Consider the following 12711-nt stretch of genomic DNA (forward strand, 5'->3'; position numbering starts at 1 on the left):
ACGATGTCCCCTTCTCCCACATTGCCATGCGCGAATGCTTCGGCTACCATCGAAGTATGAAAGAAGGACCGGACATTTCCCAGATCGGCGCGCTGATCGGCGATCCCGCCCGCGCCAACATGCTGACCGCGCTGATGGGCGGGCAGGCGCTGACGGCGACCGAGCTTGCGGGCGCGGCCGGCATTACGCTGCAGACCGCCAGTTCCCACCTGTCGAAGCTCGAGACCGGCGGCCTCGTTGCCCAGCGCAAGCAGGGACGGCACCGCTATTTCGCGCTGGCCGATGACGAGGTGGGCCTGCTTCTCGAAAACATCATGGGCTTTGCCGCCAATCGCGGCCTCATGCGCACCCGCCCCGGCCCGAAGGACCCGGCGCTGCGCAAGGCGCGCATCTGCTACAACCACCTTGCCGGCGATTTCGGCGTGCGCATGCTGGACCGGCTGGTGGCCGATGGCGACGTGATGCTCGACGGCGACGATGCGGACCTGACGCAAAGCGGCGAGGCCCGCATCGCCGCGCTTGGCATCGACGTGCCGTCGCTCAAAGCCCAGCGCCGCCCGGTCTGCCGCACCTGCCTCGACTGGAGCGAGCGGCGCTCGCATCTTGCCGGCTCGCTCGGCGAAGCGCTGCTTACCCGCTTCATCGCCGATGGCTGGGCAAGGCGCGAGACGGATAGCCGCGCCATCCGCTTCACGCCCGAGGGCGAGCGGCGGTTCACGGCGCTGTTTCCATAAAAGACGAAGGGCGGCCCGAAAGCCGCCCCTCAAATCCTCCTGTAACGCGAGACCTGGCTACAGGATGAAATCGCCCTTCAGCAGGGTCACGGCGTCGTCGAGGCGGATGGCGAAATCCGCCGTCCTGTCGCCATTCACATCGCCGTAGACAAAGGTATCCGAGGCCGTCTTGTCGTAGATCAGCTGCCCGGCCTTTCCGGTGAAACCGCCCTCGTTGGCGACGAAGCTGAAAGCCTGGTTGCCGTCGGATTTTGAATTGGCATCGATGACCGAGAGATCGATGCGATCGCCCTTCACGAAGTCGAAGATCGTGTCGCGCCCCGTGGAGGCAACGGTCGTCTCCTTGATCGACTTGAAGACGAAGGTATCGTTGCCCGCCCCGCCGGTGAGGCTATCCGCGCCCAGCCCGCCATAGATCTTGTCCTGGCCCGCACCACCGGCAATGGCGTCGTTGCCGCCCTTGCCGCTCAGCACATTGGCGGCATCGTTGCCACGCATGATGTTGCGCGTGTCGTTCCCGACGCCGGAGATCGCGCCGGTACCGGTCAGCGTCAGGTTTTCCTGATACTGGCCGAGTGTCCAGCTGACCGAAGATCGGACCGTATCGATGCCGGAATCGGCATAGTCGAAACGGAAGGCATCGCTCCTGTTGTCGATGACATAGGTATCATTGCCGGATCCGCAGACGAAGGTATCGGCACCGGTGCCGCCATCGAGATAGTCGTTGCCGACGCCGCCATCCATATAGTCGTTGCCCGAGCCGCCGGAGAGAGTGTCATTGCCGGCACCGCCCTTCATGTCGTCATTGCCGGCCTCGCCATAGAGGCGGTCGGCGCCGTCGGCCTTGGCGTCGAGATCGGCGCCGTTCATCATGTCGTTGCCCGCGCCGCCATAGAGAATGTCGTTGCCGTCGCCGCCTTCCATGTCGTCGTCGCCGGCACCGCCACGGAGCGTATCGGTTCCGGCTTCGCCGTAGAGTTCATCGACACCGGACCCGCCGTGCAGCGTATCGTTGCCGGTGCCGCCGAACAGGCGGTTCATCGACTGCGCGCTGTAGGTCTTGCCCTCGATATCGGCCCAGAGAATGTCGTCGCCCGCATCGCCATGCAGGGAATCGCCGCCGATGCCCCCGACCAGCAGGTCGTTGCCCGTGCCGCCATAAAGCTGGTCATGGCCGCCCTGCCCGTAGATCCTGTCATTGCCGGCGTCACCGTAAAGCGTGTCTGAGCCGCCGCGGGCGTTGTATTGCCAATCAGGCTCGTCGGTGCCGGTATCGCCGAAGATACGGTCGTCGCCATCACCGCCATAGGCGACGTCGCCCTCGGTATTCTCAAGGGGATTCTGATAGATGTCGCCGAAGATGGTGTCGTTGCCGCCGTAACCGCGGATCGCCCCTTTGACGAAGGCGCTGTCGGCGTCCGAGTAGTTGTCGTAAGTCCCGTCGCCCAGAACACGCGCCGTGCCCCAAAGGAGGTCATTACCGCTGGTGCCTGTGATCTTGCCATTCGGATCTCTTGCCATTTCGATCTCCTGGTAGAACTGGTGCTGACAATGGCTGCACTATAGGGCGCGCCCACGACATCCGTGTTCCCCTGGGAACAGCGCGCGAGAAGAAAACAGCGCTCCCTCGCAAAACCCCGACATAGGGCCGAAGCACAACAGCCCTGCCAATCTGGCAATTGTCGCCTCCGGCCCTTTGGTGTAGGGAAGCCGCGCTTGCCGGGCGTATCGGTGCTCCCAAAGGAAAGACGACGACATGGACGGTTTCGACCTCATCATTTTCGACTGCGACGGTGTTCTGGTCGATTCGGAAATCATCGCGGCGGAGGTCGAGTCCCGGCTTCTGACGGAGGCCGGCTATCCGATCGGCGCCGAAGAAATGGGCGAACGCTTTGCCGGCATGACCTGGCAGAACATCCTGCTGACGATCGAGCGTGAAGCCGCCATCCCGCTCTCGGCCTCGCTGCTCGACAAGTCCGAAAAGCTGCTCGATGCACGCCTTGCCGCCGAGGTGAAGGTCATCGACGGCGTCAAGTCGATGCTGTCGCGCATCCGCAAGCCCTATTGCATCTGCTCGAACTCCGCCTCGCACCGCCTCGACATGATGCTCTCGAAGGTCGGCCTCAAGCAGGTCTTCGCCCCGCATATCTATTCGGCCAAGGATCTCGGCCCGGATCGCGTCAAGCCGAAGCCGGATATCTTCCTGCATGGCGCAAAGCAGTTCAAAGCCGATCCGGCCCGCACGCTGGTCGTCGAGGATTCGGTGCACGGCATTGCCGGTGCCCGCGCTGCCGGCATGCGCGTCGTCGGCTTCACCGGCGCCTCGCACACCTATCCCTCGCACGCCGACCGGCTCACGGAGGCCGGCGCCGAGACCGTGATCTCGCGCATGACCGACCTGCCGGACGTCATCGCCGCGCTTGCGGAATGGCAGGACGCGATCTGATCTTTTTCAAGCGCTGAAAACGAAAAGGCCGCGGAAGCATCTTCCGCGGCCTTTTTGCTGGATGGCCTTCAGGCCGTTATTTCGTGTTGTACGGGCCTTCGTCGAAGCCGACGAAAGCGCGCACGAAACCGCCCGAGCCGCCGGGAACGGTGACGTTGTCCTTGGTGAACACGAACTGCGCCGTGCCTTCGGCCGGAATGTTGACCGGGAACTGCACGAGATCGGAATAGAGCGTGTTGTCGCCATCGGCGGCGGCCACGCGGATCGGCACGTTGACGGAAGTGCCGGCGCTGCCTGCCGGGCCGGTGACGATGCGGCCCTGGACCATGACCGTCATGACGAGCTGGCTCTCGTTGATCACGCAACGGCGCGTCGTTTCGGCGAGCGTGACCTGATAGAGCAGCTTCGACGGATCGTCCTTGGCGCCCTTGGCGTAGCGGCGCAGCACGGACGTGCCGTCGCGCAGATAGACCTGCGGGCAGGCGCCCTGGATCACGGCAGCGCCCTGCGTCTGCTGCGCATTGGCGGTGGCTTGCGTGCCGGCACCCGCCGTATCGCTGGAAACGCCGAGGTCGGCGGGCTTGTCCGTCTGGTTGCAGCCGGCCACGATGGCGAGAAGGGAGATGCCGAGAAAGCGGCGGATCGTCATTGCAAACACGTTACTTTTACCCCTGCGATCAGGCCCCGCCCCCGGCGACCAAGCCTTTCGGAACTCGTTTCACGGGCCTTTTCACGACCCCAGGCGATGGTCTATAGCAGCGACGCGGCGAAAAATCGATTGCTCGAATGAAACCGCCCGCAGAATTTCGGAAAGGCCCGTTTCGACGGGCCGCATGCAACGGCATTGCCACGATCTGCCGCAAAGAGACCTGCAGCAGGCGTGGCCTTTCGGGTAAGGTCGGAAGGACGATGGCAGCACAGCGACCGAACGACCGGTGGACGATCCCGTCCGCGCCCCCCAACCATTCCAAGGACCTGTGAACGTGGATTATGTTTCGACGCGGGGCGAGGCCCCTTCCCTCGGCTTCTCCGATGCGCTTCTCGCCGGGCTTGCCCGCGATGGCGGCCTCTATGTGCCGCGCGAATGGCCGACCTTCTCCAAGAAGGAGATCCGGGCGCTGCGCGGCAAATCCTATGAGGAGATCGCCTTCACGGTTCTCTCGCCCTTCGTCGAAGGCGATATTCCCGCCGACAAATTCCGCGCGATGATCGACGAGGCCTATGCCACATTCCGCCATCCGGCGATTGCGCCGCTCGTGCAGACCGGCCCGAACTCCTTCGTCATGGAGCTGTTCCACGGCACGACGCTCGCCTTCAAGGACGTGGCAATGCAGCTGCTCGCCCGCCTGATGGACCATGCGCTTTCCGTGCGCGGCGAGCGCGCCACCATCGTCGGCGCGACCTCGGGCGACACCGGGGGTGCCGCCATCGACGCCTTTGCCGGCCGCGAGCGCACCGATATCTTCATCCTCTTCCCGGAGGGCAAGGTCTCGCCGGTGCAGCAGCGCCAGATGACGACCTCGAAGGAAAAGAACGTCCACGCGCTGGCCATCAAGGGCAATTTCGACGACTGCCAGAACCTCGTGAAGGCGATGTTCAACGACACGAAGTTCCGTGACGGCATGAAGCTCTCGGGCGTCAACTCGATCAACTGGGCACGTATCATGGCCCAGATCGTCTATTACTTCACGACGGCGGTGGCCCTCGGCGCGCCGGACCGCAAAGTCTCCTTTACCGTGCCGACAGGCAATTTCGGCGATATCTTCGCCGGCTACGGCGCCAAGCGCATGGGTCTGCCGATCGACAAGCTGGTTATCGCCACCAACGAGAACGACATTCTCGCCCGCACGATGAAAACAGGCCGCTACGAGATGAAGGGCGTCAAGGCCACCACCTCGCCGTCGATGGACATCCAAATCTCCTCCAATTTCGAACGCCTGCTGTTCGAGGCCCATGGCCGCGATGCCGGTGCGGTGCGCCGCGCGATGGACAGCCTCAAGCAATCCGGTGCCTTCGAGATCGAGGAAAAGGCGCTGAAGGCTATCCGCAAGGAATTCCGCGCCGGCCGCGCCTCGGAGAAAGACGTCGCCAAGACCATCAAGACGACGCTTGCCGAGACCGGTTACCTGCTCGATCCGCATTCGGCGATCGGCGTCTTCGTCGCCGCAAAACACGAGAAGCCGGGCGCTCCCATGGTGACGCTCGCCACCGCGCATCCGGCAAAATTCCCCGCCGCAGTAAAATCGGCCTGCGGTATTGACCCGGCGCTTCCATCGTGGCTTGCTGACCTGATGCAAAGGGAGGAGCGTTTTGACGTGCTGAGCGCTGAGCTCGACGTCGTGGAAGCCTTCATCGGCAACCATTCGCGAATCCGGGGCTAGGGCGAGGCCGGGAGCGGCTGCACCCGGCATTGCGTGTTTTATAGGGAGGGCCTTTCCGATTTCCCGCGGGCGGCGGAAAGGCTAAAAACGCAGAAAGTGCGCATGATGAAAGTTGAGTGCACCCGGCTTCAATCCGGGTTGACCGTGGTGACCGAAAACATGCCCCATCTCGAGAGCGTCGCTCTCGGCGTATGGATCAAGTCGGGGTCGCGAAACGAAACCGCGGACGAGCACGGCATCGCCCACCTTCTCGAACACATGGCCTTCAAGGGCACCGAGCGCCGCTCCGCCCGCCAGATCGCCGAGGAAATCGAAAATGTCGGCGGCGAAGTCAACGCCGCCACCTCGACGGAAACCACCTCCTACTATGCCCGCGTTTTGAAGGACCATGTGCCGCTCGCCGTCGATATCCTCGCCGACATCCTGACGGAATCCGTCTTCGACGAGGAAGAGCTTCGCCGCGAAAAGCACGTCATCCTGCAGGAGATCGGCGCGGCCAACGATACGCCCGACGACGTCGTCTTCGACAAGTTCTCCGAGGTCGCCTATCGCGACCAGATCATCGGCCGCGCCATTCTCGGCACGCCGGACACCGTGCTCTCCTTCTCGCCCGGTGAAATCCGCAGCTATCTCGACCGCAACTACACGACGGACCGCATGTTCGTCGTCGCGGCCGGTGCGGTGAAGCATGACGAATTCGTCCGCCAGGTCGAGGAGCGCTTCTCCAGCCTGCCGACCGCGCCGAAAATCTCGCCGGTCTTCGAGCCCGCCCGCTATACCGGCGGCGACGTGCGCGAGACGCGCGATCTGATGGACGCGCAGGTGTTGCTCGGCTTCGAGGGTAAGGCCTACCACGCGCGCGATTTCTACTGTTCGCAAATCCTCGCCAACATCCTCGGCGGCGGCATGTCCTCGCGCCTCTTCCAGGAAGTGCGCGAACATCGCGGCCTGTGCTACTCGATCTACGCCTTCCATTGGGGCTTTTCCGATACCGGCATCTTCGGCATCCATGCCGCGACCGGCGGCGAGAACCTGCCCGAGCTGATGCCGGTCATCTTCGACGAACTGAAGAAGTCGTCGGAAACGATCCACCAGCAGGAAATCGAGCGCGCGCGCGCCCAGATCCGCGCCCAGCTTCTGATGGGCCAGGAAAGCCCGGCCGCCCGCGCCGGCCAGATCGCCCGCCAGATGATGCTCTACGGCCGCCCGATCCCCAACGAGGAACTGATGGAACGCCTCGAGGGCATCACCGTCGAGCGCCTGACCGACCTCGCCGGCCGCCTGTTCTTCGACACGGTCCCGACGATCTCCGCCATCGGCCCGCTGGAACACCTCGTTCCGACCGGCGACATCGCACGCTCGCTGTCGCGCGGCACGATCGATCGCGCGGCGAGCTGATCCAACGCATGCGCATGCGCCGTCGGCGCATGCCATCCCGACGGATCGAAGAGAGCCCCAAAAACAAAACCCGCCTTGCGGCGGGTTGCTTGGTCGGGACCTGGGAGGAGAAATCCCGATCGGGTATCAAGGATGACCGGGCCGGCGCTGCCGCATCGGGCGCGCCGATGTCATCCCTCCTGGCGCGGGGCATCTGCCCCGGAGCCATATCAGCCGAAAACGACCATGCCTTTGACGGCAGCCTGGATGTTCGAGCGGGTGATGCCGAGATCCTGCAGGGCGCGGTCATCGAGGGCGCCGAGTTCACGGACGGCGCGGCGTTCGGCAACATTCTTCTTGAGCTTTGCGAAGATGTTCATTTGTTTGATCCTTTGGGTTTGTTTCGTGTTTGTCTCTTGCGTTGATCAATAGATAGTCGATCCCCTGCTTAGAGAAAATGCATATGCTTACACCGCAGGCATGCGGCTTTTGCATAGCACCAAAACAAGACCATTTTCCCGCGATGGTGGCCGCCTGCCGGCCTATTCCAGATCCTCCTGCACGAAGACCTCCGTGAGATGGATGTCCGTCGTTTCCAGCCGGCCAGGGCCGAGATTGACGAATTTATGCGGCACATTGGCCGGCCCGAACACGACCTGCCCCGCCGCGGCCTCCAGCTGCGTCTCGCCCACCGTGAAGAGCGCCCGCCCCTGTCGGACGATGAAGACCTCGTCATAGGGGTGGCGGTGCAGCGGCGGCCCGCGGCCGATCTCGTCCGTCGTGTAGAACATCACGGAGGCGTTCGTGCCGAAGAGCTTGCCCTCGAATTCGCCATGCCACACGTCGGGCCGCTTCTCCCATTGCGCCCGGTCGAGCACGGTGACGGTTTTCTGCACGGCGGTTCCTTTCGATTTCTCTTGTATCTCACAACATAAGCGGCAGGCCTGACCGCGCAAGCCATGCCGGCCATTTGACGGCGGCAAGCCTCTCGGCATACTCTTGGCTCGAAAGGCTTGCCAAAGGGGCGGCGCGCGGAGTGGGCTGAATGACACGATCGGTTTTTCGGTTTCTGTCCCGGCAGTCCGACACCGTGGAACTTGCCGACGACCGGCATCTGCTTCGCCTTCCGCGCTTCCACGATTACCGGCAATGGTACCAGCTTCGCTCCGAAAGCCGTCGCTTTCTCGAGCCGTGGGAGCCGACCTGGCGTGGCGACGAGCTGACGGAAAGTTCGTTTCGGGCGCGCGTTCTCAGAAATGAACAGGAATTTTCGTCCGGCCAGGCCGTGCCGCTCTTCGTCTTTACGCGGGCGGAAAAGACGCTGCTGGGCGGCCTCACCGTCGGCTATATCAGGCGGGGTGCTGCGCAATGCTGCATGATCGGCTACTGGATGGGCGAACGCCATGCCGGCCAGGGGCACATGTTCGGTGCCTTGAAACTGGTCATACCCTATATCTTTTCCAGCCTTCAGTTGCACCGTATCGAGGCAGCCTGTATTCCAGACAATACAAGAAGCATCCGTCTCCTTGAAAAGGCCGGCTTTCAGCAGGAAGGCTACCTTCGGGAGTATCTGAAGATAAACGGGGAGTGGCGCGACCACGTGATGTTTTCGCTTCTGGCGGCCGACAGGCCGTCGTGAGCGACATGAGGGCGCGGCAGGACTGGGCAGTTACCTAAGGACAATGCGCTTTCAATGACATCTTCCTCCGTGCCGCAAACGCTGCGTGCCAGCCGGTTGCTCGCCCTAATCCTTCTGACAACAATGCTCTTCGCCGGCATGCTGACCGGTCGCGCCTTCGCTGTCGAGCCGGTCAAGATTTCCCGTGACGACACGGCGCTGGATCTGACGGCCACCACCGAGATCTATACCGGCCGCGGCGAGGCCTTCCAGGTGTCCACCGCGCCCGGCACCGACGGCATCGTGCGCCGCATCGAGGTGCGCGCCACCTCCGACGAACATCAGGGCGACTGGGCGGTCTTCGCGCTCGCCAATGTCTCGGAAGAGCAGATCGACCGCCTGATCGTCGCGCCCCACTTCCGCCTCGTGCAGTCGAAACTGTTCTGGCCGGATCTCGGCGCCAAGCGCATCATCTCGATCACCCCGAGCGAAGGTTTTGCGCTCGACCGCCAGCAGAGCGAGGAAGCCGACGTTTTCCGCATCACGCTCAATCCCGGCACGGTCGTCACCTTCGTGGCGGAACTCGCTACGCCCGATCTGCCGCAGATCTATCTCTGGGAACCGGACGCCTACAAGGACACGGTCAACGCCTTCACGCTCTATCGCGGCATCGTGCTCGGCATTGCCGGCCTGCTTGCGGTGTTCCTCACCATCCTCTTCGTGGTGAAGGGCACCTCGATGCTGCCGGCGACGGCCGCACTCGCCTGGGCGGTGCTCGGCTATATCTGCGTGGATTTCGGCTTCCTGTCGAAACTCATCAGCATCACGGCCGGCGACGAGCGAATATGGCGCGCGGGAACGGAAGTGTTCCTGGCGGCGGGCCTCGTGGTCTTCCTCTTCACCTATCTCAACCTCAACCGCTGGCACGCGCATCTGTCCTATGCGACGCTCGCCTGGATTCTGGGCCTCGGCCTGCTCTTCGGCGTGGCGATCTATGATCCGCCGATCGCGGCGGGCATTGCCCGTCTCTCGTTTGCACTGACCGGCACGGTCGGCATCATCCTGATCGCCTATCTCGGCTTCAACCGCTACGACCGCGCCATCCTGCTGGTGCCCGCCTGGGCGCTGATCCTCGTCTGGCTGTTCGGCGCCTGGCTGACGGTGACGGGCCAGCTCAACAACGATATCATCCAGCCGGCACTCGGCGGCGGCCTCGTGCTGATCGTGCTGCTCATCGGCTTCACGGTGATGCAGCACGCCTTTGCCGGCGGCGCCTATAGCCAGGGCCTGTTTTCCGATCTGGAGCGCCAGTCGCTGGCGCTGACCGGCTCGGGCGATACGGTCTGGGATTGGGACGTGGCGCGCGACCGCGTCGTCACCATTCCCGACATCTCCATCCAGCTCGGCCTTGCGCCCGGCGTCATGCATGGCCCCGCGCGCAACTGGCTGCCGCGCCTGCACCCCGACGACCGCGACCGGTTCCGCGCGACGCTCGACGTGCTCCTGGAACACCGCAAGGGCCGGCTCAACCATCAGTTCCGCGTGCGCGCCGAGGATGGCCACTATCACTGGCTCTCCATCCGCGCGCGGCCCGTGCTCGGCGCCAATGGCGAGATCATCCGCTGCGTCGGCACGATCATCGACATCACCGAGCAGCGCAACTCCGTCGACCGCCTCTTGCAGGACGCCCTGCACGACAACCTGACGGGCCTGCCGAACCGCCAGGTCTTCCTCGACCGCCTCCAGTCGATCCTGTCGCTGACCGGCAGCTCCGACAATGTGCGCCCGACCGTGCTGACCATCGACATCGACCGCTACAAGCAGGTCAACGATGCGCTGGGTATCGCTGCCGGCGACAATATCCTGATCGCGCTGACCCGCCGCCTGCGCCGCCTCCTGAAGCCGCAGGACACTTTGGCGCGCCTCTCCGGCGACCAGTTCGGCCTCATCCTGATGTCGGAGCGCGATCCGGCCAAGGTCGCCGATTTCGCCGATGCCGTCAGCAAGGCGATCATGGTGCCGATCAATTTCGGTGGCCGCGAGATCATCCTCACGGCCTCCATCGGCCTTGTATCCTGGGTCGACCAGCAGGAGGACGCAGCGGGCCTGCTCAACGACGCCGAGCTTGCCATGTACCGGGCGAAAAAGGCCGGCGGCAACCGCGTCGAGCCGTTCCGCCCCGCCTTCCGCACCTTCGGCGCCGATCGCCTGCAGATCGAGACGGACCTGCGCCGCGCCATCGAGCGCAAGGAACTGTCGCTCGTCTATCAGCCCATCGTGCGTCTCAAGGATGCCGAGATCGCCGGCTTCGAGGCGCTGATGCGCTGGGATCACCCCAAGCGCGGCAACATCTCGCCGGCCGAATTCATCCCGATCGCGGAAACGTCGGACCTGATCAACCAGCTCGGCCTCTTCGCCTTCGACAAGGCGGCGAGCGACCTGATGGACTGGCAACTCCAGACCGGCGACCTGCCGATCTTCGTCTCGGTCAACCTGTCGAGCGCCCAGCTCCTCAACAACGAACTCTACAACGACGTGCGCGCCGCACTCGCCAAGACCCGTTGCGAGCCGCAGAAACTGAAGCTGGAACTCACCGAATCCATCGTCATGGAAAACCCGGAACAGGCCCGCCTCATCCTCGCCAAGCTGAAGGATATCGGGATTGGCCTTGCGCTCGACGATTTCGGCACGGGCCATTCCTCGCTCTCCTACCTCACCCGCTTCCCCTTCGACACGATCAAGATCGACAAGGCGCTGGTGCGCGACGGCTCGGACAAGCGCGGGGTGCTGTTGCGCTCCGTCATCTCGATGGCGCGGGAACTGGAGATGCAGGTGGTGGCGGAGGGCATCGAGTCCGAAGAGGACGCGATCGAACTCGGCAATATGGGCTGCGAATTCGGCCAGAGCTACCTCTTCGGCCCGCCGATCGGCTACGATTCGGTGCAGCGGCTGCTGAAGGAGCGATTTCCGCTGATGAAGCGGGCGTAGGCAGGCAATAGGGGTTAGGCAGTAGGCAATAGGGAATTTCCCTGCTGCCTAATTCCTGCTGCCTACCGCCTTCACCAGCCGGTTGATGAACTCCAGCTTTTCCACGACCGGCGGCGGCAGCACGAAGGGGTAACTGTCGGGCTGGCCCATGGAGCGCTGGATGGCGTTCAGCGCGACGGAGAGCGGGATCCAGCTTTCGACCAAACGGCCGGCGTTCGGGGCGCGGTAGGGATCGAAGGTGATTTCGGCTTCCAGCTCCTCGTGGCCCTTCGGATCGGTGTTGAGGCCGAAGGCGCGCGCCGTTTCCAGCGTATCGACGATGTGGAGGAAATGCGCCCAGCACTCGGCGAAATCCTCCGCCGGATGGGCGCTGGCATAGGTGCTGATGAAATTGAGCGACCAGTCGGCGGGCGGTCCCTGCTCGTAATTGCGCTGGAGGGCGGCAGCATAGTCCTCCCGCTCGTCGCCGAAGAGGCGGCGCGCCTCTTCCAGCGTCGCTTCGTCGCGCACCAACTGCGACCAGTAGAAATGGCCGATCTCGTGGCGGAAGTGGCCGAGCAGCGAGCGATAGGGCTCGCCCATCGCAACACGCACGCTTTCGCGCACCTCGTCGTCGGCCTCTGCGGCGCGAAGGCTGATGAGGCCCGCTTCGTGGCCGGTCATCGCGGCATTGACGACATTGCCATTGGCATCCAGCTCGTCCGCCAGGAAATCGAAGACGAGGCCGCTAACGGGGTCCTCCTCGCGGGTCGGATGCGGCAGGCGCCAGCGCAGGATGGAGTAAAAGAGATGGCGCTGCGCCAGGCCGATGCGCCGCCAGCGCTCCAGCCCGTGCGGGTCCGTCGTCGGCACGATGCGGTTGTGCCGGCAGGCCGGGCAAAAGGCGTGCGGACTATCGGCCGGCAGCAGCCAGTTGCAGACATCGAGCGCCGCATTGTCGCAGTAGCGGTAGAGGCCTTCGTTCGGCGCGATCTTCCACAACCCCTCACCTTCCGGCACCAGCGCATGCAGCGTTACGTCCTCGGCGAGGAAGCCGAGCGCGGAGCCGCAGCGCACGCAAAGGCTGTTATCGAAATGGATGGTCTGGCCGCAGCGGTTGCAGGTAAACAATTTCATGACGCCCCCGTTCAGGCAGGATGCCTCGTGCAAAATACCCGCACCGTCCAA

At 63.7% G+C, this 12711-nt stretch carries 11 protein-coding genes; 6 read left to right on the top strand and 5 right to left on the bottom strand.

All coding sequences use genetic code 11. The annotated features are described in order from the left end of the window. Nucleotides 1-56 precede the first annotated feature (56 nt). Entirely contained in the window at nucleotides 57-734 is a 678-nt protein-coding gene (locus ACOZK4_RS09785; protein ID WP_421591902.1) for an ArsR/SmtB family transcription factor, read from the top strand. 57 nt (nucleotides 735-791) lie between these two features. Here ACOZK4_RS09785 and ACOZK4_RS09790 read toward each other — a convergent pair whose 3' ends face one another. Next, the gene (locus ACOZK4_RS09790; RefSeq protein WP_421591734.1) at nucleotides 792-2255 is read right to left on the bottom strand and encodes a calcium-binding protein; all 1464 of its coding nucleotides are present in this window, start codon (nucleotides 2253-2255) and stop codon (nucleotides 792-794) included. 235 nt (nucleotides 2256-2490) lie between these two features. Here ACOZK4_RS09790 and ACOZK4_RS09795 point away from each other — a divergent pair, with 235 nt between their 5' ends. Then, on the top strand, nucleotides 2491-3180 hold the full coding sequence (locus tag ACOZK4_RS09795; RefSeq protein WP_313524756.1) for an HAD family hydrolase: 690 nt from the start codon (nucleotides 2491-2493) through the stop codon (nucleotides 3178-3180). A gap of 76 nt (nucleotides 3181-3256) precedes the next feature. On the opposite strand, the gene ACOZK4_RS09800 is transcribed toward ACOZK4_RS09795, so the two are convergent. Continuing rightward, on the bottom strand, nucleotides 3257-3829 hold the full coding sequence (locus tag ACOZK4_RS09800; RefSeq protein ID WP_421591735.1) for a hypothetical protein: 573 nt from the start codon (nucleotides 3827-3829) through the stop codon (nucleotides 3257-3259). Nucleotides 3830-4163: 334 nt separating this feature from the next. On the opposite strand from ACOZK4_RS09800, the gene thrC reads away from it, so the two are divergent. Both thrC and ACOZK4_RS09810 read left to right on the top strand, forming a co-directional pair. Beyond that, entirely contained in the window at nucleotides 4164-5561 is a 1398-nt protein-coding gene (gene thrC, locus ACOZK4_RS09805) for a threonine synthase (RefSeq protein ID WP_421591736.1), read from the top strand. Nucleotides 5562-5663: 102 nt separating this feature from the next. After that, the gene (locus ACOZK4_RS09810) at nucleotides 5664-6959 is read left to right on the top strand and encodes a M16 family metallopeptidase (protein ID WP_421591737.1); all 1296 of its coding nucleotides are present in this window, start codon (nucleotides 5664-5666) and stop codon (nucleotides 6957-6959) included. 209 nt (nucleotides 6960-7168) lie between these two features. Here ACOZK4_RS09810 and ACOZK4_RS09815 read toward each other — a convergent pair whose 3' ends face one another. Both ACOZK4_RS09815 and ACOZK4_RS09820 read right to left on the bottom strand, forming a co-directional pair. Then, nucleotides 7169-7318, bottom strand: coding sequence for a DUF1127 domain-containing protein (locus tag ACOZK4_RS09815; RefSeq protein WP_313524768.1), 150 nt, complete (start codon nucleotides 7316-7318; stop codon nucleotides 7169-7171). A 162-nt stretch (nucleotides 7319-7480) separates the two neighbouring features. Continuing rightward, nucleotides 7481-7834 carry a cupin domain-containing protein gene (locus ACOZK4_RS09820; protein ID WP_421591738.1) on the bottom strand — a complete coding sequence of 118 codons (354 nt, stop codon included), beginning with the start codon at nucleotides 7832-7834 and terminating at the stop codon, nucleotides 7481-7483. Nucleotides 7835-7983: 149 nt separating this feature from the next. Here ACOZK4_RS09820 and ACOZK4_RS09825 point away from each other — a divergent pair, with 149 nt between their 5' ends. Beyond that, nucleotides 7984-8577: a GNAT family protein gene (locus tag ACOZK4_RS09825; protein WP_313524774.1), complete on the top strand. Its 594-nt coding sequence runs from the start codon at nucleotides 7984-7986 to the stop codon at nucleotides 8575-8577. A gap of 123 nt (nucleotides 8578-8700) precedes the next feature. Continuing rightward, nucleotides 8701-11544: an EAL domain-containing protein gene (locus ACOZK4_RS09830; protein ID WP_313524945.1), complete on the top strand. Its 2844-nt coding sequence runs from the start codon at nucleotides 8701-8703 to the stop codon at nucleotides 11542-11544. A 48-nt stretch (nucleotides 11545-11592) separates the two neighbouring features. On the opposite strand, the gene ACOZK4_RS09835 is transcribed toward ACOZK4_RS09830, so the two are convergent. Beyond that, nucleotides 11593-12660: a zinc-binding metallopeptidase family protein gene (locus ACOZK4_RS09835; protein ID WP_421591739.1), complete on the bottom strand. Its 1068-nt coding sequence runs from the start codon at nucleotides 12658-12660 to the stop codon at nucleotides 11593-11595. Between the last annotated feature and the right edge of the window lie 51 nt (nucleotides 12661-12711).

The organism is Shinella sp. M27 (assembly GCF_049199905.1).
Classification (GTDB): Bacteria; Pseudomonadota; Alphaproteobacteria; order Rhizobiales; family Rhizobiaceae; genus Shinella.